15 protein-coding genes are annotated in these 24,274 nt (G+C 62.4%); 7 read left to right on the forward strand and 8 right to left on the reverse strand.

Going from position 1 to position 24,274, the window contains the following annotated elements:
* Positions 1-7: 7 nt before the first annotated feature.
* The 3 genes from J4D99_RS13020 to J4D99_RS13030 all read left to right on the forward strand — a co-directional run bounded on the left by J4D99_RS13020 (position 8) and on the right by J4D99_RS13030 (position 3,259).
* Positions 8-1,390 (forward strand): sigma-54-dependent transcriptional regulator, encoded by a 1,383-nt coding sequence (locus tag J4D99_RS13020; protein ID WP_208132149.1) that lies wholly within the window; start codon positions 8-10, stop codon positions 1,388-1,390.
* A gap of 99 nt (positions 1,391-1,489) precedes the next feature.
* Positions 1,490-2,821 carry a sensor histidine kinase gene (locus tag J4D99_RS13025; RefSeq protein ID WP_208132150.1) on the forward strand — a complete coding sequence of 444 codons (1,332 nt, stop codon included), beginning with the start codon at positions 1,490-1,492 and terminating at the stop codon, positions 2,819-2,821.
* Positions 2,822-2,848: 27 nt separating this feature from the next.
* On the forward strand, positions 2,849-3,259 hold the full coding sequence (locus J4D99_RS13030; RefSeq protein ID WP_208132151.1) for a hypothetical protein: 411 nt from the start codon (positions 2,849-2,851) through the stop codon (positions 3,257-3,259).
* Here J4D99_RS13030 and J4D99_RS13035 read toward each other — a convergent pair.
* The 3 genes from J4D99_RS13035 to J4D99_RS13045 form a co-directional block, all read right to left on the reverse strand.
* On the reverse strand, positions 3,256-3,960 hold the full coding sequence (locus tag J4D99_RS13035; protein WP_208132152.1) for an SAM-dependent methyltransferase: 705 nt from the start codon (positions 3,958-3,960) through the stop codon (positions 3,256-3,258). The genes J4D99_RS13030 and J4D99_RS13035 overlap by 4 nt on opposite strands.
* 61 nt (positions 3,961-4,021) lie before the next feature.
* Positions 4,022-4,813 (reverse strand): alpha/beta fold hydrolase, encoded by a 792-nt coding sequence (locus tag J4D99_RS13040; RefSeq protein WP_208132153.1) that lies wholly within the window; start codon positions 4,811-4,813, stop codon positions 4,022-4,024.
* A 140-nt stretch (positions 4,814-4,953) separates the two neighbouring features.
* Positions 4,954-5,550 (reverse strand): PH domain-containing protein, encoded by a 597-nt coding sequence (locus J4D99_RS13045; protein ID WP_208132154.1) that lies wholly within the window; start codon positions 5,548-5,550, stop codon positions 4,954-4,956.
* A gap of 118 nt (positions 5,551-5,668) precedes the next feature.
* On the opposite strand from J4D99_RS13045, the gene J4D99_RS13050 reads away from it, so the two are divergent.
* Both J4D99_RS13050 and J4D99_RS13055 read left to right on the forward strand, forming a co-directional pair.
* Positions 5,669-6,226: an acyltransferase gene (locus J4D99_RS13050; protein WP_208132155.1), complete on the forward strand. Its 558-nt coding sequence runs from the start codon at positions 5,669-5,671 to the stop codon at positions 6,224-6,226.
* A complete protein-coding gene (locus tag J4D99_RS13055) occupies positions 6,177-7,592 on the forward strand; it encodes a polysaccharide biosynthesis protein (RefSeq protein WP_208132156.1) in 1,416 nt (471 codons plus the stop codon). The genes J4D99_RS13050 and J4D99_RS13055 overlap by 50 nt, the downstream gene beginning before the upstream one ends.
* 159 nt (positions 7,593-7,751) lie before the next feature.
* Here the strand turns inward: J4D99_RS13055 and J4D99_RS13060 are convergent, their stop codons facing one another.
* On the reverse strand, positions 7,752-11,144 hold the full coding sequence (locus J4D99_RS13060; RefSeq protein WP_208132157.1) for a TonB-dependent receptor: 3,393 nt from the start codon (positions 11,142-11,144) through the stop codon (positions 7,752-7,754).
* 316 nt (positions 11,145-11,460) lie between these two features.
* Between J4D99_RS13060 and J4D99_RS13065 the strand changes: the two genes are divergently transcribed.
* Together J4D99_RS13065 and J4D99_RS13070 are read left to right on the forward strand one after the other, a co-directional pair.
* Entirely contained in the window at positions 11,461-12,369 is a 909-nt protein-coding gene (locus tag J4D99_RS13065; protein WP_208132158.1) for a YicC/YloC family endoribonuclease, read from the forward strand.
* Between the two features lie 322 nt (positions 12,370-12,691).
* A complete protein-coding gene (locus tag J4D99_RS13070; RefSeq protein WP_208132159.1) occupies positions 12,692-13,234 on the forward strand; it encodes a hypothetical protein in 543 nt (180 codons plus the stop codon).
* A gap of 149 nt (positions 13,235-13,383) precedes the next feature.
* Here J4D99_RS13070 and J4D99_RS13075 read toward each other — a convergent pair whose 3' ends face one another.
* The 4 genes from J4D99_RS13075 to ruvA form a co-directional block, all read right to left on the reverse strand.
* Positions 13,384-15,099 (reverse strand): VanZ family protein, encoded by a 1,716-nt coding sequence (locus tag J4D99_RS13075; RefSeq protein WP_208132160.1) that lies wholly within the window; start codon positions 15,097-15,099, stop codon positions 13,384-13,386.
* Between the two features lie 95 nt (positions 15,100-15,194).
* Complete coding sequence (gcvH, locus tag J4D99_RS13080; protein ID WP_208132161.1) at positions 15,195-15,575, reverse strand: glycine cleavage system protein GcvH; 381 nt, start codon at positions 15,573-15,575, stop codon at positions 15,195-15,197.
* Positions 15,576-15,655: 80 nt separating this feature from the next.
* Positions 15,656-23,401, reverse strand: coding sequence for a T9SS outer membrane translocon Sov/SprA (gene sov, locus J4D99_RS13085; RefSeq protein ID WP_236018646.1), 7,746 nt, complete (start codon positions 23,399-23,401; stop codon positions 15,656-15,658).
* A gap of 118 nt (positions 23,402-23,519) precedes the next feature.
* A complete protein-coding gene (gene ruvA / locus J4D99_RS13090) occupies positions 23,520-24,125 on the reverse strand; it encodes a Holliday junction branch migration protein RuvA (protein ID WP_208132162.1) in 606 nt (201 codons plus the stop codon).
* Positions 24,126-24,274: the final 149 nt, after the last annotated feature.

A 24,274-nucleotide genomic window follows, 5' to 3' on the forward strand; every position in this document is an offset into this window, starting at 1 on the left:
TGCTTACATGATTCTCCTCGTCGACGATGACCTGGCGGTACGCACCTCCCTGCAGCTGCTGCTGAAGCAGGCCGGCTACGCCACGCGCGCCGTGCCCGGCCCCGCCGAGGCGCTGGCCGCCGTGCGCGCCGAGGTTCCGCGCCTCATCTTGCTCGACATGAACTTCTCGGCCACTACCACTGGGGCCGACGGGCTAGCCCTGCTGGCGCAGCTCAAGGCGCTGGCGCCGCAGGTGCCGGTGGTACTACTCACGGGCTGGGGCAGCATTGCGCTGGCCGTGGCCGGCATGAAGGCCGGCGCCGCCGAGTTCATCACCAAGCCCTGGCAGAATGAAGCGCTGCTTCAAACCATCGGCACGCTTTTGCAGCTGCACGCGCCTGCGGCCTCGGTGGGCCCCGCCGGGCGGGCGGCGCTCAACAAGCAATTTGCCTTCGGCAACATCGTGGGCGACGACCCGAGCCTGCTGGCTGTGTTGCGCCAGGTGGGCCAGGTGGCCGCCACCGATGCCTCGGTGCTGATAGAAGGCGAAAGCGGCACCGGCAAGGAGCTCATTGCCGAGGCCCTGCACCAGAACAGCAAGCGGCGCGGCCAGCCGTTTGTGAAGGTGAACCTGGGCGGCATTTCGTCGTCGCTGTTTGAAAGCGAGATGTTTGGCCACCGGCGCGGCGCCTTCACCGATGCCCGGGCCGACCGCGTGGGCCGCTTCGAGCTGGCCAACGGCGGCACCATCTTTCTCGACGAAATCGGCGAGCTGGAACTGGCCAGCCAGGTAAAATTGCTGCGCGTGTTGCAAGACCGCACCTATGAGGTGCTTGGCGACAGCCGCCCCCGCCGCCTCGACCTGCGCGTGGTGGCCGCCACCAATAAAAACCTGGCCGAGCTGGTAGCCCAGGGCCGCTTTCGCGAAGACCTCTTTTACCGCCTCAATCTCATCACCTTGCGCCTGCCCGCCCTGCGCGAGCGGCCCGCCGATATTCCGGCCCTGGCCCGGCACTTCGTGGCCCAGCTGCAAGCTGCCTACCAGCGCCCCGGCCTACGGCTAGGCCCGGCCGCCGCCCACTGGCTGCAAGAGCAGCCGCTGCCCGGCAACATCCGCGAGCTCAAAAACCTGGTGGAGCGCACCGTGCTCACCACGCCTCACGACGAGCTTACGCCGGCCGACTTTCAGGTGCCGGCCGGCGCTGGTGCCGCCCGCCCGGCCGCTAGCCCCGCCGAACTGCCCGCCCCCGGCTCAATGACCCTCGAAGCCCTCGAGGAGCAGATGATACGCCAGAGTGTGGCCCACTACCAGGGCAACCTCAGCCGCGTGGCCCGGGCCCTGGGCCTGAGCCGCGGCGCGCTCTACCGCCGGCTCGATAAGTTTGGCATTCCGTACAATAGTGAACAATAACCAAGACGGAGATAGCGACGCATCCCTGCGTCTCGTCGTCTGCTTCGCTAGGTGGCCTCTTTCAACGACGAGACGCAGGGGTGCGTCTGGACCTACTAAATGACCATCCGCTTTCGGCTCCTGCTGTTTCTGCTGCCGCTGTATGCCGTGCTTATTGCCCTGGCGGCGCAGGTGCGCACCAGCCAGCCGGTGCTTTTTATCGCCTGCGAGGGCACGATTGTGGCGAGCGCGTTCCTCACCTGGCGCCTCTACCGGGGCCTGATGCAGCCGGTGCGCCTCATCGAGGCGGGTACGGACGCGCTGGCCGCCCAGGATTTTAACCTGAAATTCAAGCCCGTAGGCCAGCCCGAGCTCGACCGCCTTATCGGCGTGTATAATCAGATGCTCGACGCCCTGCGCCAGGAGCGGGTGAGCCAGCACGAGCAAGCCGTGCTACTCGAGCGCCTCATCGGCGCCTCGCCGGCCGGCGTGCTCATTCTCAGCTTTGCTAATGAGATAGCCAGCGCCAACGCGGCCGCGGCCCGCGCCCTGGGCCAGCCGGCCGCCGCGCTTGTGGGGCAGCCGGTGGCTGGCCTGCCCGCGCCCTGGGGAGCTTTGCTGGCGGGCCTGGCGGGCGGCCAAGCCCAGGCCGTGCGGCTGCCGGGCGGCCAGCTCTACCGCGCGGCCGCCGCGCACTTTCTCGACCGGGGCTTTCAGCGGCGCTTTGTGGTGCTGGAAGAGCTCACGGAGGAGCTGCGCCAGCAGGAAAGGCAAACCTACGAGCAGCTCATCCGGCTGATGTCGCACGAGGTCAATAACTCCATTGGGGCCGTCAACTCGCTGCTGGGCAGCTTTCAGCACTACGCCCCGCAGCTAGCCCCCGACGACCGCGCCGACTACCAGCAGGGCCTCGCCGTGAGTATTGCCCGCAATACCCAGCTGGCCGACTTTATCGGGCGCTACGCCCGGCTGGTGCGACTGCCGCCGCCCGCCCCGCACGCCACCGATGTGCACGCGCTGCTGCGCGACCTCGGCCGCCTGCTAGCCCCCCAAAGCGCCGCTCAGGGCGTGGCCTGGCACTGGGAGCTGGCCAGCGAAGGCCCGCTGCTGGTGCCCGCCGACTCGCAGCAGCTGGCCCAGGCCCTGCTCAACGTGGCCAAGAATGCCCTCGAAGCCATCGGGCCGGGCGGGGGCAACGTGTGGGTGCGTACCACCGCCCAGCCGCCCACGCTTACCCTCGAAAACGATGGCCCGCCGCTTAGCCCCGCCGTGAGCCAGCGCTTATTTACGCCTTTTTTCAGCACCAAGCCGGGCGGGCAGGGCATTGGTTTAGTACTGGTACGCGATATTTTACTGGCCCACGGTTGGGCTTTTCGGCTCGAAACAGGGGCTAGCGGGCGCACGGCCTTCACGGTGGCGCTGCAACCATCTGGCGGCGCGGGCAGTAGGTGAGGCCAGTACACCTTCTGTCGCTGCCTCATGCCAGCCGCCTCGCCCGCGCACCTCGTTTATTTTCAGAATGCTGTGGCCCGCTTGCTCGAGCACCCGCACGGCTACGCGGTGGTGGAGTACCAGCCCGGCCCGCGCCAGCTGCCCGATTTGCAGGGCCTGCTGGCCCAGCTGGCGCAGCTGCTAACCCAGCGCCGCTGGAACCGGGTGCTGGCCGACCAGCGCAACATGCAGCCCTATAGCCCCGAAGAGAGCGACTGGATACGGGACCACTGGCTCACGCGCGGCACCACGTTTCACGGGGCCGTGCTGCTGCCGCATGATGTGTTTGCGCGCCTCACTAGCTCGCAGCTGGTGCTCGAAGCCAAAGCCGCCAGCCTCAGCTACCGCCTCTTCGACGACCAAGCCGATGCCGAAGCCTGGCTGGGGAAGGTAGCCTAGCGGCCCAGCGCAAACACGGCCGGGCGCTTGTGCAGCTTGGGTAGCTCGGCCAGCCGGCGCCAGTCGGCCACGGCCAGCGTGCGTAGGTACTCGGTGGGCGCGGTGAGGTCGGCGGCCACGCACAGGCGCGTGCCAGGCCCGAGGTGGGTAAGTAAGTCGGCCAGCAGCTGGTCGTTGCGGTAGGGCGTTTCGATAAACAGCTGGCTTTGGTCGCGCTGGCTAGCCTCCTTTTCCAGGGTTTTGAGAGCCGTGATGCGGGCGGCCTTTTCGATGGGCAAGTACCCGTGAAAGGCAAATCGCTGCCCATTCAGCCCTGAGCCCATGAGGGCCAGTAAGATGCTCGACGGCCCCACCTGTGGCCGCACCGCTAGCCCCAGCCGGTGCGCCTCCTGGGCCAGGGCCGCGCCAGGGTCGGCGATGCCCGGGCAGCCCGCCTCGGAGAGCACGCCGGCTTCGATTCTCTCCTTCACCAAGGGCTCCAGCGCAGCTTTTACCTGGGCGGCCGTGCTGTCTTTGTCGATGAGCACAAAGCGAATATCCTCGATGACGCGGTGCGGGGCCACTTCTTTCACGAAGCGGCGGGCAGTGCGCAGGTTTTCGACCAGAAAGTAGGGCAGCCGGGCCACGGCCGCCACTACCTGCGGCGGCAGCACCTGCGGCGCCGTGCCCTCGGCCAGCGGGGTAGGAAGGAGGTAAAGCATGATAGTAGCGCGGACTTTTAGTCCGCGTTTGACGATGGAGGAGGCGGACTGAAAGTCCGCGCTACATCAATACAAAGTTTTTGACCAGCCCAAATACCTCCTCGGGCTTTTCGGCGTGCAACCAGTGGCCGGCGTCGGGCACGGTCACTACCTGCGAGTTGGGAAACAGCACCGGAATGCCGGTCAGCTTGTCTTCGGGCGTGATATAGTCTGACTTGCCGCCGCGCAAGAACAGCGTAGGCTTAATAAATGGCTGCGCCGCAGTGATTTCTTCGCCCACGGCGGCCAGGTTCTCAACCAGCGCGGGCAGGTTGATGCGCCAGGCAAAGGAGTTGTCTTCGCGCCGGTACAGGTTCTTGAGCAAAAACTGCCGCACGCCCGGCTGCGGAATGGTGCGGGCCAGCGCCGCCTCGGCCTGCTGCCGCGTCTGGATGGCGCTCAGGTCCACGGCCTGCAAGCCGGCGATAATATCGTCCTGGTGCTCCATGTTGGAGAAGCGCGGCGCGATGTCGGCCACGATAAGCTGAGCCAGCCGCTCGGGGTAGCCCAGGGCCAGGGTCATGGCCACCTTGCCGCCCATGCTGTGGCCGAGCAGCGTGAGGCGGCTGGGGTCGAGGGCCAGGTGGTCGAAGAGGGCCAGCACATCCTGGGCCATGAGGGCGTAGCTGTGCTCGGGCGAGTGAAACGAGCGCCCGTGATTGCGCATATCGACGGACACCACGCGCAGGCCAGCCTCCTCGGCCCAGCGCCGGGCTAGGGTCTGCCAGTTGTCGAGGGTGCCGAAGAGGCCGTGCAAAATGACGAGCGACCGGGCGCTAGGGTCACCCTGGTCGAGGTAGTGCAGAAGGGGCATTTTTTTCAGTGAACAGTTGATAGTGAGCAGTGAAAAATTAGTAGCAAACGATTGGTAATGAACAGTATACAGTTAATGGGGAGCAGTTGGTAGTTGCTAAAGAAACGATTCACTGTTCACTACCAACTATTCACTGAATATTAAATCCACGCCCAGGCGCGGCGGCGCTCGTGCACTTCTACGCCAAAATGGCGTAGGTAGCGCACCAGCAGGTGCATATCGGGCAGCACAAGGCTCGTGAGGATAATGTCGCCCTGCGGCAGCGGCAGGCGTAGGTATTCGTAGCGCCGCCAGAATACGCCGGGCCAGCGGCAGCGGCTCCACTCTACCGGGCCGGGGCCGGGCCAGCCCTGGCGGGCGGGGTCATAGGCCAGCACCTCGTCGAGGGTTACTTGCAGGCGGCCTTCCAGTGGGTTGAAAATGAGCGTAGTAGCCGCGTTGAGGGTGTAGTAGCGCAGGTGCAGCAGCAGCGCTGGTGCCGCCAGCGCCAGCACCGCCAGCAGCAGCGCCCAGGCCAGCCAGCGCTCGAAGGCTGTGGGCGCTACCAGGCCGGGGCCGGCGGCCGCTAGCCCGGTGCCCACTGCCAGCAGCGGCCATGTGAGCTGCGCCAGCTGCCGGGTGGGCGTGGCCCGATATAAGGTGGCCTTCTTACCAAAAACGCCCAGCGCCCAGCGGGCCAGGCCCAGCAGCACGACCATCACAACGGCCGCTTCGAGCAGCGAGCGGAGAAAATTCATTGCCACAAAACTACGGTCCCCAGCCGCCCAGGCGGGCTAGGCCCGCCCGGCAGCGCCGGCGCGTGCTAAGTTTGGGCTGTGGCCACCGGGTGGCGGCCGGGCGCGAGCCCTACGCAGCATGACGAACGGGCTATCAATACGGGTGAAGAAGGTGCTGGGGCTGCGGCCCGACGTGCCGCTGAGCTTCTACGTGCTCGACGGGCTGTTTCGCAAAGTGCTGCGCCAGAATGCGGGTGTGCGCTGGGCCGTGCACCATACGGCCACCATTCGAACGCCGGCCCGGCTGCGGGCGGGGCTAGGGTCGTTTCCGGGCGACTCGCCGGGCGTGTACATCAACGCTGATAATGGGGTGGAAGTAGGCGATTTTACCAACATTGGCCCGCAGGTGGGGCTACTTTCGGCCAACCACGACCCCGTGAACAATGCCCGGCAGCTAGCCGCGCCGCCGCTGCGCATCGGCCATTTTTGCTGGCTCGGCATGGGCGCCGTGGTGCTGCCGGGCGTCGAGCTGGGCGATTTTACGGTGGTAGGAGCGGGGGCCGTGGTCACGCGCAGCTTTCCGGCCGGCTACTGCGTGCTGGCCGGCAACCCCGCCAGGCTGCTCCGAGAACTAAACCGCGACGACTGTGACGCCCACGCCCGAAGCGCCTACGCGCGGCACGCTGCTCGGCACTAGCGCGGCCATTTTCTTGGTGCGGCTGCTGCCCACGCTGGCCAGCGTGGTGGCGCTGGTGTGGCTGGCCCGCGCCACCAGCCCGGCCTACTACGGGCGCTACCAAAGCTTCTGGGTGCAGTGGCAGGTACTGCACGTGGTGGCCTGCCTGGGCCTGCCCACGCTGGTGCTCACCTACGCGCCAGCTCAGGTGCGGGGGCTGGCGCGAGGGGTTCGGCCTTGGCAGCTAGCGGGGCTAGTGGGGTGGGTGCTGCTGGTGGCGGCGCTGTTTGCCGGGCTGCAAACGGGGCGCGGCGCACCGTTTGGGGCTGGGCCGGCGGGGCTTTTTCTGCTGCTTAATGTGCCCATTGCCGTACTCGAAGCCTGTGTGCTGGGGCAGCGGCAGCTTCGGCCCCTGGCGCTGGTGAGTGGGGGCTATGCTGCCTGGTTTGTGGCTGGCCACGCCCTGCTGGTGGGCCACCACCTGAGCAGCCCGCAGCTTATGGCGTGGCTGCTGGTGGGCAGCGGCCTGCGCCTGGCGGCGCTGGCGGGCCTTACGGGCCGGGCGCAGGCGGCGCAGGCTCCATCGGTGGCCATGCCGCTAGCCTCGGTTGGCAGCCTGTGGGCACACACGGCCCTCAACGACGTGGTGCAGGTGCTCTTTCGGTGGGCCGATAAGCTGGCGCTCAACTTCCTGCTGCCGGCCGCGCTGTTTGCCTTATACTTCAATGGCACCATTGATATTCCCTTTTTGCCGCTGCTACTGGGGGCGGCGGGCAGCACGCTGCTGCTGCACTTTGGCGAGCCCCGGCGCACCGAGGCCGACCGGCTAGCCCTGCTGCGGGCGGCGGGCGAGCTGTTGGGCCGGCTGGTATTCCCGTTGTTTTTCTTTCTGCTGTTTTTTCGGCGCGAGCTGTTTGGGGTGGTGTTTGCGCACCGCTACGATGCGGCGGTGCCGCTGTTTGTGGTTGCCTCGCTGGTAGTGCCGCTGCGGGCCTACAACTTCACGGCCCTTTTGCAGCACAAGGGCCAGGGGCGCATCATCACACGCGGTGCGCTCCTCGATTTGGCGCTGGCGCTGGGGCTGATGTTTCCCTTGTACCGGCTGCTGGGGCTGGCGGGTGTGGCGCTGGCTTTTGTCAGCAGCACTTATTGGCAAGCGGGCTACTACCTGCGGCACACGGCCCGGCTGCTAGGGGCACCCTGGTATCAGCTGCTGCCGTGGCGGGCATGGGTCGGGCAGGCGCTTGGGGCTGCGTTGGGGTTAGGAGCGCTGCACGCACTGCTGGCCGCCAGCCTGCCCGAGCGCAGCGTGCTGCTGACCGGGGCGGGCCTGCTGGGGCTGGGGCTGGCCGGGCAGCTGTGGCTGGCCCGCCGCGCCCCGGGCTAGGGTCTCGTCATTTGCATCGCGGGGCAGCCTCTTGCCTCGACAAGGCGCAAGGCGGCGTCGCTACACCGCTGCGTAAGCAAAGAATTCACAGCGTACTTAAACAGAAAGCCGGCTGCCTGAGGAGGCAGCCGGCTTTGGGTAGGCGTAGCTAAGCTTGTTTTAGAAGGAGTAGCGCACCCCTAGCTGGCCCTGCCAGCGCGAGGCCAGCTGGTCGATAGAGTAGGTAGCCGGCGTGCCGAAGGTGAAAGCCGGGCGGTTGTACTGGCCGGCGCTGTAGGTGTTCGAAACGTTGCCATTGGCATCAGCATAAGCCACTTGCGTGAGGCCGGTGCCCAGGGTCGAGTTAAACGTGTTGGGCACGAAGTACTGACGGCCCCAGCTGCTGTTCAGCAGGTTGCCCACGTTCACGATGTCAAACGAAATCTGGATGGTGTGCGCCGAGGGAACAGCGCCCGTAGCGTCGGCGTCGAGCTTGCCCAGCTTGGTTTCCAGCATAAAGCGCACGTCGGCCTGGTTGTTCCAGGGGGTGCGGGCGCCGTTGCGCTCGGCATATTGGCCGCGGCGAGTGCTCAGGTAGGGGTCGTTGCTGATGAAGCTGTTGAGAGCCGCGTACTGGGCACCGCTAGCCTCCACCGTGTAGGGCGAGTTGCTATTGGCCCGCGACACGAGCGTGATGTCCGAAGCCGAGCCGGGGATGAAGGCGAGCTGCACATTCTGCTGGCCGTTGCCCAGGAAGTTGTTGTTGTACACCCAGGTATAAGGCGCGCCGCTCTGGTAGGTCAGCACCGAGGTGAAGTAGCCCGTAAAGCGCTGGGCGAAGGTCTTGTGCAGGTTGAGGCTGGCCACCACGCGGTGGCGCAGGTCGAAGTTGGAGTAAGCCAGGCCCGGGTCGTTGATGTTCAGGGCCGGGTTCAGCTCCCAGTTGCTCTGGGGCGAGTTGCGGATGCCGTTGCTGATGTCGTAGCTCTTGCCGTAGGTATAGGCCACGTTGGCGTCAATCAGATTGTTCACCGTCTGGCCCACCGAGCCGGTGAGCTGGTAGCGGTAGCCCTGCTGAGTATTGGTGAGCAAAAAGGCGTTGGAGAAGCCGCCGTTTACCTTAGTGCCAAACGGAGCAGCTGCGTAGCGCGGGCTAAACGTCGGCCCTTGAGCCAGGTAAGTCGCGTTATCCGCCAGGTTGATGTTCTGGAACTTCACGTCCTGGATGGTCTTCGTGTACAAAGCCTCTACCGAGAAGCGGGTGCCGGTAGGCAGCTTAAAATCGACGGCCAGGTTCGAGCGCCACACTTGCGGCATCTTGAAGTTGTTGTCCACTAGGTTCACCTCGGTGGTGCTGCGGGCCGAGGCCGGCAGCTGGGCGTAGATATTGTCGGGGTTCTGGCTGAGGTAGTACTTGCCGGCCGTGGCCGCCGTGGTTTGCACGTTGTTCAAGTCCACCGAGTTGAAATTCACGCCGTTGTTGTAGTAGGCATAGCCAAACCAGGCGAAGGGCACCCGGCCGGTAAACACGCCCGTACCACCACGCACCACTACCAAGCCATCGCCCTGCACATCGTAGTTGAACCCTAGCCGGGGCGAAATCTGCACCTGGCCCAGATAGCCATTGTTGAGGTCCTGCCAAGCCGTGTGCGAGTACGTCTGGTTCAGGGTGCGGGCGTCGTTGGTGGGGTTGTTCACCAGGCCCGAGTTCAGCGCCGGCTTGGTGGGCAGCGAGGCAATGTCGAAGCGGATGCCGGGCGTCACTTTCAGGCGGTCGTTTACCGACCATTCATCCTGCAGGTAGCCGCTGAAGAAGTTGATGTTGAACGCCGCCGAAGGGTTGTTGTAGTTGTAGTCATACGAGTTGTTGCCCACCGTGCCGTTGTTATAAGTACCGCGGATGCGGCTCGGCAGGTCGTTCAAAAAGTCGCTGGGGCTGTTGTACTCGATGCGGCCGTTCCAGGAGTTGATGAAGCCATAGTCAATGTGGTAAAACTCGTTGTGCGTACCTAGGGTCAGGGCGTGCGCGCCGGTGTAGAACGTGAAGTTGTCGGTCAATTCAAACGTCTTCTGGCGGGTGTTGAAGATGCTGGCCTCGCGGTCCGACCCTAGCAGAATCTGGTTCGAGCCGCCGCCGTAGTTCTTAGTTGGGTCGGTGCTCACGTTGTTTATCTGCACCGAGGGGTAGAGGTTGCCCTGGCCCCCGAGCAGGTTGCGGTAGTCGTGAATGTTGGTGTAGCCCAGGATGAGGTTGTTAGCGAAGCGGCTCGAAAAGTTCGACTTCACTTCCAGCACCGTCGAGTTCTGCACGTTGGTTTGCAGGAAGTCCTGCGAGCCAAACTTGAACAAGCTGCCCGAGCGCTCCAGGTTGGTAGCCTCCGACTTGATGAAGTTGTGGCGCAGTGCAATGCTCGTCTTGTCGTCGAGGTTGTAGTCGAGGCGGCCAAAAATCTTGTTGCTGTTGGCGTAGATATTATAGTCGCCGTAGTCGCCCACGCTGTAGTTGGCCGTGCTCAGCGTGCCATCGGCGTTGCGGGTAGTATAGTTGTTGAGCTTGCTGGTAATCTGCTGGGCCAGGTCCAGCGTCACCGGCGAGCCGGGCGTGCCAGCGGCGTAAAACTGCGGCTCGGTGCGGCGCGCAATCTCGGCGTTGGTAAAGAAGAACAGCTTGTTCTTGATAATCGGCCCACCCAGGCGGAAGCCCGTCTGGTAGTCGTGGTACGAAGAGCCGATTTTCGAATCCGTGCCATCAATGCTCTTGCCCGTGATGGCCTGGTTGCGGCCGTAGCCATACACCGAGCCGTGGAAATCGTTGGTGCCCGAGCGCGTTACGGCGTTAATCGAGCCGCCCGTAAAGTTGCCCAGCTTCACATCGTAGGGTGCCACCGAAGCCTGAATTTCCTGGATGGCATCGAGCGAAATCGGGTTGGAGCGGGCCGAGCCGCCGGGCAGGCCGCTGGTGCCGCCCTGGCCCCCTAGCGAGGGCGAAAATCCAATAGCGTCGTTGTTTACGGCGCCATCAAGGGTAATATTATTGTAGCGGAACGAGCTGCCTGCAAACGAGTTATTCGAGTTGCGTGGGTCGAGGCGGGTAAAGTCTTGGATACTGCGCGAGATGGTGGGCAGCTGCTGCAAAGCCTCACGGCCCACGTTGGTGCCGGCGCCGGTTTTGGTGGCCTGGGTATTGCCTACTACCACTACCTCATTCAGGGCCTGGGCCTCGGCCGCCAGCACAAAGTTGAGGCGGGTCGTGTTGCCCAGGGTCAGGAATACGTTGTTGATGGTCTGCTCCTTATAGCCCACGTAGGTTACCGTTACAGTATAAGGTCCGCCGGGCGCCAAGTTGGGGATGGTGAAACGGCCATCGGGCTCGGTGGCGGTGCCACGCTTGCTGCCGGTGGGCACGTGGGTAGCCACTACCGTCACGCCAATCAGGTCTTCGTTTTTATCCGAAATGATTTTGCCGCCGAGCGCCGAAGTCGTGACCTGGGCCGAAGCTAGCCGACCCAGCAGCAAGAGAAAGAATAAAATTGCCAGCCGCAGCGCGGTCCGGTTACTAGTAAGTGTGCGCATAGTAAGGGGGTTAAGCCAATGCAAACGCAAAGGTCCCCCGGCATTTTTACCCCCCGGCTAGCTTCTTAGTTATCAAATCATTGGTAATAAAGCGCGGCCGTAACGTTGCCGTAACACAAGGCTGGAAACAAGGCCTAGTCTCACGCTAAAAGCCAGAGCCAAAAATTCAACGCCTAATCAGTCAAGGTCAGCGAGTAATACAGATGGCTAAACGCCAAACTACTCGAAAAAGGGCCCTAGCCAGCGCCAAGCCGACTTGCCAGGGGCTAATTTTGTGTCCACCTTTAGCTGCCGCGCGGCGCATCCCCTCGATTATATGCTGCTTTCCATGACCGGCTTTGGCCAAGCCCACCGCGATACGGACCGCTACACCGCCACAGCCGAGCTGCGCTCGCTCAATTCCAAAACTCTCGACCTAACGCTGCGCCTGCCCCGCTTTCTGCAAGCTCACGAAGTTGAAATCCGTCAGCAAATCACCAAGGCCCTGCTACGTGGCAAGGTCAATTTTAACTTCGATTTCAGCCGGCCGGCTGGCACCAGCGCCGCCCCCACCCTCAACCGCGAAGCGCTGCTGGCCGCCTACCACGAGCTGCAAGCCGTGGCTAACTCACTAGGTATCAATGCGGGCGAGGAAACGCTGCTGGCCGCCCTGCGCCTGCCCGGCGTGGTGCCCACCGCTGCCGAGGCGGCCCAGGCCAGCCAGGCCGAGGCCGGCGCCGACGAGCCCACCTGGGCCGAGCTGCAGCCGCTGCTTACTGAGGCGCTGGCCGCCATGCAGCAGTTTCGGCAAGATGAGGGCCAGACCCTACAGCAGGAAATTCTGGGCTACGTCAACACCATTCGGCAGCAGCTGGCGGCCGTGGAGCTGCACGACCCCCAGCGCATTGCCCACGTGCGCCAGCGGCTGGCCGCTCACTTGGCCGAGCTCACTCAGCACGAGCAGTTTAGCGAAACGCGCTTCGAGCAGGAAGTGCTTTACTACATCGAAAAACTCGACATTGCGGAGGAAAAGGTACGCTTAGCCGCTCACCTCGATTATTTTGAGCTGGCCACCCGCCAGCCCGACGAGGCCGTGGGCAAAAAGCTGGGCTTTCTGGCCCAGGAAATCGGCCGCGAAATCAATACGATAGGGTCGAAAGCCAATGACGCTACCGTACAGCACCTAGTAGTAGGGATGAAAGAGGAGCTAGAAAAAATCAAAGAACAACTAAATAATATCCTTTAGCGCAATCCGAGATTAGCACTAGCCCCGTAAATAAAACGCAAAAAGTCCTGTACCATTCTTGGGCATATTTGTATTTTTCGCCGAAAGAAAAAATATTTTTTACCTATATTCTAGCTATAAGTGCTAAACATGGCTTTAAGATATGGGTAATAAATAACTAAAGGTTAGGCGATTAAAACAATTGCTAAGGTTGAATTACTGCAGGATACCTTGCTAAAATCTCTTAAAACGTTTTCGGAACATTGTTTGCATTTTGTATGTAACTTAGTTCCCGAAACAAGACAATTACTTCTTACAGGTCGATAACAATTAGCATTTTCTCATGAAGACACTCGTACTCTTCCTGCTAACCAGCTGCGCTAGCGTGCTGATGGCCGCCCGCCCCGCCGCCGAGATTGAGCTGATAAAAAAGCGTGTGCTCAGCGAGCGCGTGGAGGTGCTCATTCCCAAGGGGTTTGAGGTAATGACCGAGCAGCAGATGGATTTTGCGTATGCCCACGCCAGCAGCCGCCCCAGCGTAGTATTCACGAACAATAACCTCGTGTCGCTGGCCTTTAATTACTCGGACAACGACGCCGACCAGGATATGGTAACGGTGTACGAAACCACCTTCGCTAAAGCTTACCACAAGCAATACAGCAAAACCACCTGGTTTGGCGAAGGCGTGAAGGAAGTAGGTACCCGCAAAGTGGGCTACCTCGAATTTATGAAGCCTGAGATGGGCCACGAGGTATACACGCTTGTGTTCTTCACCGATGTGCAGGGAAAGCTGCTCATTTGCACCTTCAACTGCGCCGACCGCCAGAAGCCGGAGTGGGAGCCCCTGGCCAAGAAAATCCTGAATTCCCTGAAAGCCAACGGCTAAGAAGGGTATTCCGCTCGTAAATCAGTTACAATATCAGGTGTTTTATTTAGTAGACGATAAATAACTATAAGCTGTCCAAACGGCAGTAAACACGGAGAGCCCCGGCTACTAAGCCGGGGCTCTCCGTGTTTACTGCCGTTTGCGGAGGGCTAGCGGGCGCCCAGGCCATCCAGAAAATCGCGGGCCAGTCCGAAGGCGCCGGCAAAGCCGGCCAGCGAAAGTGCGGCCGGACGGTCGTTTACGTCGTGATAAGCCTGGCTGCCGCCGCGCGTGTACAGGAAGAAAGCGGGCACGCCAGCTTCAGAAAAAGGAAAGTGGTCGGAATTGGCGGCGCGGCCGCGGGCGGTGAGGCGCGGCAGGTAGTGATGGGCGTCGTTGAGAGCCGTGAGGCGGGTGAAAGCGTGTTCGTAGACCCGGCCATTGACGACGGTGGCGCCTTCCTCACCGGTGCCCAGCAGGTCGAGATTAAGCAAAAATTTGATGCTGGCCAACGGCACGAGTGGGTGCCGCACAAAGTAGCTGGAGCCCACCAGTCCCGCCTCCTCGGCCCCAAAAAGCAGAAACACAACCGAGCAGGCGGGCCGGTTTTCGGGGCGGGCATAGTGGGCAGCCAGCTCCAGTAGCAGGGCCACACCGCTGGCATTGTCGTTGGCGCCGGGAAAGTAGGTGGTGCGGCCCATCATGCCCAGATGGTCGTAGTGGGCCGACACCACCAGGAAGCTGTCGGGTTGAGCAGTCCCCTTTATCATAGCGGCCAGGTTTTGGGTTTGGTAGCTGCGCCGGAGCCGGGCGTCGAGCTGAATCGTAGCCGTGGTAGCGGATGGGAGCTGGGCCCAACGGCTCGCCAGGACTTCCAGCCGCACCTGGGCAGCTTTCGCGCTGGCGAGTGAGGCCGTGAGCTTGGGCATCAGCACCAGCCGGGGGCCGCTTTCGGCGAGAAGCTGCTGCAGGGCCAGCGGCAGCGTGGGTAGCCGGGCCTCATCGCGTGCGCGCAGCACCCAGGCACTGGGCAGGTAGCCGGTAACCCAGGGAGTGACCTTAGCGCCGGGAATAACGCCGCGCAAACCGGCTAGGTAGCGGCGCACGATGGTCGTATCACTGAAAACCAGCGTATCGAGCGGCTCTAACCGATAGTGCTGCGCGCGTGGCTGTGCCGCCGATGCCGGGGCCGCAATAAAATCGCGCCCGGGTAGCAGGCGCTCTCCGGCTACGGTCAAGGCCATCTTTCCCGGAAAGGTATTTACGTCCAGCGTAAACGGCTGGGTGTAGTCGGGGGCCAGAGGGGCTAGGCCCAATTGCTGGAGGCGGCCACGCAGGTAGGCGGCTGCCTGGTGCTCGCCTTGCTGCACGTAGCCCCGGCCGTGCATTTTCTCGGAGGCGAGCTCCACGATGGTGCGCCGCGCGCGGGCCAGGTCGGGGCCGGTAGATGCTGCTTGGGCCGACGCGTGGCCGGGCAGCAGTAGCAGCAGGGCTAGCCCTGCGCTGGTGCCCAGCCCGCGCCGGCGCCCGGCCAGGCTAGCCCCGGCCAGCACCAGGGCCGCCCCAATAGTGTCGCTTAGCAGGTCGGTCCACTCGGCGTGGCGGCCGAGCTGCATGGCGTATTGCAGCACTTCGATGAGGGCGCCGAAGGCAATGCTGCCTAGCAAAACCATGCTGGCCGGGTGGCGTCGGTGCGGCCGCGCCCACAGCCAGGCCAGCCCTGCCAGCACCGCAAACACGCCCGCATGAGCCGCTGTGTCGAAGGACAATAGCTGCCACTCGGGGGTGCGCGGCATATCCTTGGCTGGCGTGAGCGTAAGCCCCAGCATGACCGCCATCCACAGCAAGGTAAGCGGGCCGGCCAGGCGTAGGACGATGGCTTTCATACGAAAAGGAAGAAAAAAAACGTCATGCTGCGCAGGGCGAAGCATGACGTTCTGTACAGGAGAATGCGAGTAAGTACTAAGAGCCGCGCTAGGGGCTAGGCGCCCACCAACTCGCCGTAGGCCTCGGCCGAGAGCAAGCCAGCTACTTCGCCCTGGTTGGCTACTTTCATTTTAATAATCCAGCCGTCGCCGTAGGGGTCCGAGTTTACCGTTTCAGGGGCGTCGGCCAGCTTGGGGTTTACTTCGAGCACGGTGCCGCTGATGGGGCTGAACAGGTCGGAAACCGTTTTTACGGCTTCTACGGTGCCAAATACGTCGTGCTGGGCAATGTCCTTATCTACAGTATCGATGTCCACATACACGATATCGCCGAGCTCGCGCTGCGCGTGGTCGGTGATGCCGATGGTGGCCGTGTCACCATCGAGGCTAATCCACTCGTGGTCTTTGGTGTAGTGCAGCGTGGCAGGGATATTCATGGAGTAGGGGAGAAGAAGGAAAACTGACTGCCGGCAAAAGTACGGCGGAGGCGGCAGAGGCCCCGCTAGCCCGGCCGGGCTTATTGCAGGCTATAGCGCAGCTGAATGCCGCCCTCGGTAGTGGCATTGCGGAAGGCATTGCTCACGCGGGGCTGGGTGATGTTCTGGGTGAAGTAGAATTGCAGGTTCAGGCGGGCATTCAGCAGGTAGTCGACCGTGGGGCTCAGCTGCATCTGCAGCGAGCCATTGGTAATCTGGCTGGTGGGCGTGCCGGGGTCGCCGGCCACGGCGGCGCTGCCCGGTATCAGCGGTGTGGTGGCTGTGGCCGGGGTAGTGGGGGTGGCCGGAATGGGGTCTACCGAGCCCAGAATGCTGCGCTGGATGGTAGCATTGTCGCGGATGCTGAGGTTGAGGCGCACATTAAGGTTATTCTTAAGCACCTTTTGCTCGCCGCCCACCCGGAAGGGCAGCTTGAAGCCCGTAGCCGCATACCCCACCCCAATCACCAACTCGGTAGTGCGCAGCTCGGTTATCTGGGCGTTGGTGATGTTCAGGGCCACGGCGCGGGCGGTGTTGTACTGCACGTTGCCGGTCACGTTGTTCACCGTCTGGAAGCGCACGCCTAGCAGCGGGGCCATGCTCTCGATAATGCTTACCTGCCCTATCACGTAGTAAGGCACGTACTGCCCCGTGGCATTAACGGCAAACGGCACTTTGACAGAGCTGGCAGGCCCAAACTCGGGCTCGCTCTCGTAGAGCGTGGAGGTGGTGTAGCCGCCGAGGTTGTATTTTGACGAGTACACGTGGTTGAGCGAGAACGAGCGGAAGACGTTGCGGAAGCCCGGCAGGTCGGCTAGCCCGTTGTACTGAATAATCCAGTTGGGCAGCGGAATAACGGAGAAGGGGTTGAACTCCTTGGCCGTGTAGCCATCCGACGACTTGCCGTGGTAAGCGTCGAGGAAGCTCTGGAGCAGCACATCCTGCGAGTTATAGCTGTAGAGACGAGTAGCCTGGTTGATAGTCGTAGGCACCCCGCCGATGGTGCTTGTCACCTGGCGGTAATCTGAGGGGTTGGCGGCTTGCAGGCGCTGCTGCACAATAGCGCGGTTGGCCACAAAGCGGTCGAAGGCCTTGCTGGTTTCGCCGTTGGCCCCCAGGTCGCCGAAGAGCGTCTGCACCGTAATCGTGCTCACGGTGTAGGAGCCGGTGCCCAGCGCCTGGGTATTGGCGAGGCGGCCGTCGCCGAATGGGGTTAGGGTGCCATTATTCAGATAGGCCACGCTAGCCGTGTCGATGGCACGGCGGTAATACGCCTCGTTATTGCGCACCTTCTGCCGCACCAGGTCAAGTTGAATGTTAAAGCCCCGGAAGGGTTCGAGCGTGGTGCGGGCCGTCAGGTTTTCGGTAAGAATGTTAGAGAGCGGCGTGTTCAGGTACTGGCTTTGGTCGGTGTACCAGCCATTCGAGCTAGCCAGATTATACAGTTCGCCGGTGGTGTACTGCTGCCCAAGAATGAACGGAATGCCCGGTGACAGCCCCCCAAACCGGTTGTCGAGCCCTAGGTATTTGGTGGCCGGCAGGTAGCCCGGTAGCAGCGTGCCGCTCGACTGCGAATACGTGAAGTTGAGGCTGCGCGCGGTCATCACGGCCCGCAGCACGGCCTTCACGAAGCGCAGCGGGTCCTTGCGGGCCGTATCGGGCGCAGTAGGCTGGGGGCGGGTGGGGGCGGCGTTGGGGTTGTTGGGGTCGGGCTGGGCGGGGCGCGGCGGGGTAGCCGGCTGGGCGTTGTTGATGATGTTCAGGAAGCGCACTTTGTTGTAGAGCTTCACCAAATCAATCTTGCCGTTGGCGCTGATTTCGCGGTTGTTCTGGATAGTATTGCCCAGGTTAGCCAATACCGTGGTGGTATCGCCAGCGATGGTAGGGTTAGCCAGTGTGCGGATGCCCAAGGCCGTAGAGGCCGCCTGCCAGGTGTAGTGCGCCGTGTAGCGCGTGTCGGCCGAAAGCCAGTCGGTAAGCGGAAATTTGTCGAGCGGCAGGCGGTAAGCGAGGGCGATGTTCTGGTTGAAGTTGGTGGTGCGGCCGCCGCGCTTCAGGTTGCTCCACTGCGTGGCCCGGTTGTCCAGGGCCGTTTGGCTGTCGCCGATGCTTTGGCCCGCGCCTTCGTCAATCACGCCCCGGTTGGTAGCCGTATAGTCCAGGGTCAGCGCCTTGGTAAATGCCCAGCTCAGGTCGTAAATACGGTTGATGTAGAACGACTTGTAAAACACGCCCGCGATGCCCGCCGTGGTAGGCAATTGGCCGGGCTCGGTCACGCGCTGCAAAAAGCGCTCGTTGTAGCGCCGGTCGAGGTCGGTGCGGAACGAAAAGCGCGAGGGCAACGGCGTGAAGTTGACCTGCTGGAAAATCTTGAGGTAGGGGTTATCCAGCGTCTTCCAGCTAGCTAGGGGGGTGTAGTTGCGCGGAGTGGTCTGGTAGATGTAAGCCAGCGCGGCGGTGTACGACTGCGTGTAGTCGCGCTGCGTATTAATGTCGGTGTGCAGGCGCTCGGTGATGGCGTAGCTCACGGCCAGGTTTTCCACGTCCCAGGGGTGCACTTTCGTCTGGGTCGGGGCGCGCTCCTTGCGCACATTCAGCACCGACACGCTACGGGTAGTAGTGCGGTCTACCACCAGGTTTTTGTAGGCAGTAGCGTCGGCGCTGTTCTTGAATTTCAGCAGGCTCTGCTCCAGCTTGGTATCGGGGTCTAGCGGGTCATACTGGGGCGTGATGGTCTGGCGGCCGGCCTGCACCAGCACCGGCACCCGCAGATGCAGCTGCGGGGGCAGCAGCTTGTCGGCGGCCACGGTGGCATTCAGGTCGCCGCGCAGCACGTCGCTGGTCGAGCGCTGCTGCGCTTTGTCTTGCAAGCCGCCAAAGCCCACCCCGATAAACGAGCCCGTGGCCGTGATGTTAGCCAGGTCGGCCAGCTTCACGTTCAGGCGGGCGTTGGCGGCCCAGCCGCCCTGGTTGTCGAAATCGAAGACCCGGAACTCGTCGGCCCAGATAGTTACGCTCTTATCGCTGGCATCGGTGTCAGCGCCTACGTTGGTGGCGGCCGGGTTCAGCACGCCTATCATGCTGCCCTGCACCTGCGAAAAGTCGGGGTTACCCATGATTACGATGGTAGCCCCGTTGGTGTAAACCTTCTTGTAGGTGTACGGCGCCGTGTAGCTCACGCCGGGCACGCCGTTGGCCATATCCAGGTTGCGGGCGGCTTTGGCATCGATGAAGTCCTGCATGGCCACATCCACGTTGTTGACATCGGGCCATACATCGGTCTGTTGCGTAGCCCCGGGCTGGGTCACTTTCAGCGGGAGCGAGTACTCGTAGTAGTTCTGGCTGTAGTCGGTGCCGATGCGGATAAAGCCCCGCACGTCGCCATCGCTCAGCTTGGTGGTGCTGTTGGCCTCGGCGTGGAAGTACATACGCAGACGCTTGTAGCGCAGCAGGTTGGTAGTCAGATTTTTGTAAGCTGCCTTGCCATAGCCGTCGCGCAGCCGGGTCACGGCCAGGCGCAGGCTCTGCTCGTTTTGCTGGCGCGACACGGCCGTGGAGCCGTACTCCACATCGCGAGTAATATTTGGCGGCACGATATACGGAATGGCGCCGGTGGGCGTGGCGGCCGAAGGCCCGTTCTCCTCAATGCTCACCGTGGCAATGCTGAAGGCATCGGCGTCGGTAGCCGTGCCAATGCCCGGCACCTGAATCTTGGGGTCGGCGATGCGGCTCAGGTACTGGCGCCACTGGTTGGCCACAAACTGCGGCTGCACCATGCGCAGCACCACCGGCTGCCGCCAGCCCGTCATGTACAGGCGCATAAAGCGGATGTTCTTGAAGCCAAACGGCTGGCCGCCATTACCCTGAATGCGCGAAGGCTGCCGAATAGGTATCCGGAACTGGTACCATGTCACTTGGTCGCCGTTCACCGTGTTGGTTACCTTATCGGTGATGTAGCTGCTGCCGCCCACGTTGAGCTGGCCCGGCTGCAGCGGCATCGTGTACTCGTAGTACTGCTCGGTAGTCTGAATGACGTTGTCGCGGTTCAAATCCTCCTTGTCGGGGTAAGCCGAGGAGCTGAGCTGCGAGTTCTCGGGCGAGTTGCCCTCGTAGTTGTCGTAGTTCTTGTAGCGGCCCAGTATCTGCACATTGGCCGCGTCGTAGCTAGGGTCGAGGTGGTGGCGGAAGTCATCGTTCGACGGGTCGGCCAGCGCACCGTAGCCCGGAATACGGTTGAAAAACACCTGCTCGTCGGGGTCGGCTAGGCCGTCGAGGCCGATGTCCTGGCTGGCCCGGGCGCCGGGCGTCGCATTAAAGGCATCCAGCAAAAACTGCTGATTGGTAACGACGCCAAAGGGAGTAGGCGACGTTGTGCCCGGCGGGCCGCCCGGCACGGGCAGGCCGTTCTCAAACTCGTGCTGGCCCTGGTCGCGTAGCACGTCTTCGCTGATGTTGCCCAGGTTCAGTACCAGGTTGCCGCCGGTGGTGGTGGCCTGGTCGTTGCCATCCTGGTCTGTAATATTCACCCGCGAAGCCGCCGCATTGGGGTTCGTGACTTTCAGAAACGGGTCCATCAGCCAGAACTCCAAATACTCCACGTTCGAGTTATCGAAGTCAGTATCAAACGTGATGCCCCGCGAGATACCGCCAAAATTGCCGTCTGGCAAGCCCTGCCCTGTCGAAAATAATTTCCCTCCCGGCTGAATATTAGGCGTGTAGTTGTATGGCCCGCGCTCATTCGGGAAGTAAGCCATGTCAAAGGTGTACTCGAAGCCGTTGCCCGTCGCGCCGAGGTCGCGGTTCGGGAACACTTCGTTACGCGGCACCCCCCGCACGTAGTGGTTGGCTAGGGTGCTGGCGGCAATGCCCGCCGGTACATTGGGACCATTGGTGTAGTAGCTCTGGTCGATGGTGTACCAGGCCAGCTTGGCGCGGCGGTAGCCATTGACCAGCCCATCGGTGAGGCTGCCTGCGAAGGGCGATGGCGTGGCCGCCAGGCGCCAGGCCGGCACGGCGGCTAGCCCCCCCAGCGTGTAGGGCGTGCGGGCATTCTCAAAGTCGTCGAGGTAGCTCACGCCGTTTTCGCCGCGCCCCAGCTGCGACTGCCCCGCGATGAGCTTGGCCACCTCGCCGGTGAAGGCCACCGTCGAGGTTTCCTTGGTCGACACGAAGGGCAGGGCGTCCACGAGCTTGGTGAGCACGCGGCTGTCCTTACGCAGGCTCAGGTCGGCCCCCAGGATGGTATTGTTGGCCGGCTCATCGCCAATATTTACGCGGTTGATGCCCGGCGCCTGGTTTTCCAGGATGTGCATGGCCGTGGCCCCTAGCAGCACGTCTTTGCTGAGCGCGTAGTCGAGGCGGGTGCCCAGCAGCTTGCGCGGCTGCACCTGCACCAGGGCGTTTTTCTCAAACTGCACCCGCAACTCATTGGCCGAGTTGAGGTAGGCCGGATTGAGAATCTTAACCTTGGCCTGGTCATAAAAAACCTGGTAGTCAACCCCCTCGGTAAGCAGCGTGCTACCCGCGTACACCTTCACCGAGCCCTGCGCCACCCCGATGCCGGGCAGGTTTATCTCGTCGGTGCTCACGCCCTGGTAGCGCCCGCGCAGGAAAAACTTATCCTTGGTTTGCTGCTGCTGGGCGTCGCTCTGGGTCTGGTTGTAGAGCGCCTGGTACACGTACTGCTGGGCGCGCCGCCGCTCAGCCGCCGCGATGGTTGGGTCGGCATTCAGCGTATCAAACTGCGTCCGCAGGTACGAGCCAAACGGCTGCACATTGGGGAAAATAATTTTGCCCAGCTCGGGGTCAATGGTAATGCCGGGGAAATAGTCGAAGTTGCCGTCGGCGTTGCGGTCGTTGTTGGCATTCACCCGGTCCAGCCCCAGCACTTGAATAAGTGGAACATTCTGAATCCGGACGCCTTCCTTTAGCGAAATCAGGTCGACGCCCGTGATGTCGTCCTTGTAGATAATCTGGAGCTGGAAATTGTCGCGGTTTACCTGCGAGGTGTTCAGGGGATAGATGTTTTTCATCATCAAATCCCAGGTCGGCGTGTTGTGGGTCAGCAGGTTAGGGTTGGCCGGGTTCACGCCGGGGTCGGCCGTGCCCACGCCGGGGTTGGTGGCCTTCAGCATCTTCAGGAAGATAACCTGGTCGGGCTGGGCACCCGCGTACTCGGTCTGGGTTTCGCCTACTGTGTACGGCTTGCCGTTGTAGAGATACTCATAGCTCACGGCCAGCACCTGGTCGGGCAGCAGGGCCGTATTCAGGTTTACGTAGCCTAGCTGGGCGTTGAAGGTGTACTCGTTAGGCTGCAGTTTGCGGGCGCGCAGGCGCTCGTAGTCGAGGTTTTTGATGAGCGACACCTGGCCGTTGGGTGCTGGCGTTGATAAGTTGCTCAGGAAGCTCTCTACCTGCAGGTTATCGCGGGCGGCAGCTCCGCCAGCCGTCAGAGTCTGGTAGAGGAAGTTGGCCTGGTTGCGCGGGGCCGTTGCCGCGGTGGCCTGGCTAGCCTGGTTGTAAAACTGCGGGCGGTATACGCGCTCCTTACGCGGCTCGGCCAGGTCTTGCAGGGCCACCACGTTGCGTAGGTCGGCGGTGGTGCGGTTGTCGTTCGTCACCCACACTTCGAGACGCCGAATCTCGAAGCCGCTCTTCACCGTGGGCAGGCCCTGCAGGGCCTGGTCGTAGCGGTCACGGAAAAACTGGCTCAGGAAGTAGTGCCGGTCCTTTTCATACTGGCTGGCCTTAAGCTCGAAAGTGCGGCTCTGGGCACCGTTTTGCACGCGCACCTCGTCTTGCGAGCCGCGCAGTGTGGCGGCCACCGCCGTGACCCCTAGCCGGCCAAATTGCAGCTGGGTCTTGATGCCGAACAAGTTAGAGCCGCCCGTTATCAACGAGTTGTTCAGTGGCATGCTCACGTTGCCCAGGTCCAGCTTGCGCAGGATGTCGGTGGGCTGGCCGGCGTAGTCAAACTTCATCTGGTTGTCGAAGTCGAACGCCGCCTTGGTATCGTAGTTGAACGTGAGCTTGAGCTTGGTGCCGACCTGGCCGCTCAAACTCAGGTTCATGTTTTGCTCGAAAATGAAGTCGCCCACGCTCTGCTGGCGCAGCGTCAGGGCCGGGTTGCGGTTCACGTTGAACTTGGCCCCCGCCTTGAGCGTGAGCGAGCCCGCCGGCCGGATATCGATGTAGGAACCGCCAAAAATGCGGTCGGCAATGGGGCCGAGGTAGATTTTTGGAATGAGGCGCTGGGCCTGCGGCGAGCCCGGTGCGGCGGGCGCCCCGGCCACGCCGCCCATCGCCTTCTGGCGGTAGTAGTCGGTGATGGCCTGGCGCTCCTGAAACTTCAGCAGCTCTTCCTGCGAAATGCTGGTGGGGTCGCGGTAGTCAATCTGCGAGCCCACCGTTTCGCGCACGTCGTAGCTCTTGAGGCTGTCACCGGTAGGCGTCACTTGCAGCTGCACGTTTTTGGGCAGCGGCAAAATGAGCGGCGAGCGGCGCCCACGCTGCCCAAAGCGGCTGCCGGCACGGTCGCGCACGGTGCGCAGGCGCGGCCGGCGGCTGGGCTGGTAGCGCCCCGTATCGCCGGGCACGGTCTGGGTGGGCAGGCCCTGCATAGTCAACCCTAGCCGACTCACCCACGTAGACCACGCGGCCGGGTAGCGGCGACCCGCCGCGCCGGCCGGCGCCCACACGGCCGCCAGCAGCACCGACGACACCACGGCCGCCGCCAGCAGTGTGCCCGGCGTAGCGAGTTTAGAACCAGCAGACAGTAGAGACTTCAAGCAGATAGCAGGTGCGGCCGCCGCCCGAAAGTGGGGCCGGAGTTTAAACGAGGAGAAAGCAGCAACTCATTTCGTTGCACATACAGGCAGCGGTGAGGCATCGCAGCCCCGCCAGCCCCTAGTGCGACTTTAGCGCAAACTTGATGAGCTCTTCCACGCTCAGGTCCTGGCCGTGCTTCTGCTGAATCTGGTCGAGATTTTTCTCAGCAGCGGCGCGGGCAAAACCCAGCATGACTAATGCCTGCAACGCTTCCTGGCGCTGCGTATTGTGCTGGCGGGCTAGCGGCACGGTGTCTACCCCGGCTTTGGCCAGCAGCTCGTCTTTGCGCAGCTTATCGCGCAGGTCGAGTATCACGCGCTGGGCCGTTTTGGGCCCCACGCCCTTAATGCTCTGAATGGCGCGCACATCTTCGTTCACGATGGCCTGGCGGATTTCGCCCACGCCCATGCTGCTCACCATGTTGATGCCCGTGCCCGGCCCGATGCCCGACACCGATATCAGGTGCAGAAACAGCGCCTTCTCGTTGGGGTCCAGAAAGCCGTAGAGCGTCTGCCCGTCTTCCTTGATGTGCTGGTAAGTGTACACCTTCACCTTGTCGTTTTCGCCGGGCAGCTTGGAGTAGGTGGCAAGCGAAATCTTTACTTCGTAGCCCACGCCGCCGGTGTCGATAATGGCTTGGGTGGGGTCTTTATAAGCGAGTTTACCGTCGAGGTAGGCAATCATGTGGAGAGATAGGCTGAAGATAGAAAACCAGCTGGCCCAATAGTGGCTAGCCCACGTTAGTTGAAGGTTGGGTGGGCAAACAACCGGAGCATCCTGATACGGTGCTCCGGCTGTTTGCCCGCCACATTCAATTCTTCAAAAATAACATT

The sequence above is a fragment of the Hymenobacter sp. BT559 genome (assembly GCF_017571525.1).
GTDB classification, from domain to species: domain Bacteria; phylum Bacteroidota; class Bacteroidia; order Cytophagales; family Hymenobacteraceae; genus Hymenobacter; species Hymenobacter ginsengisoli.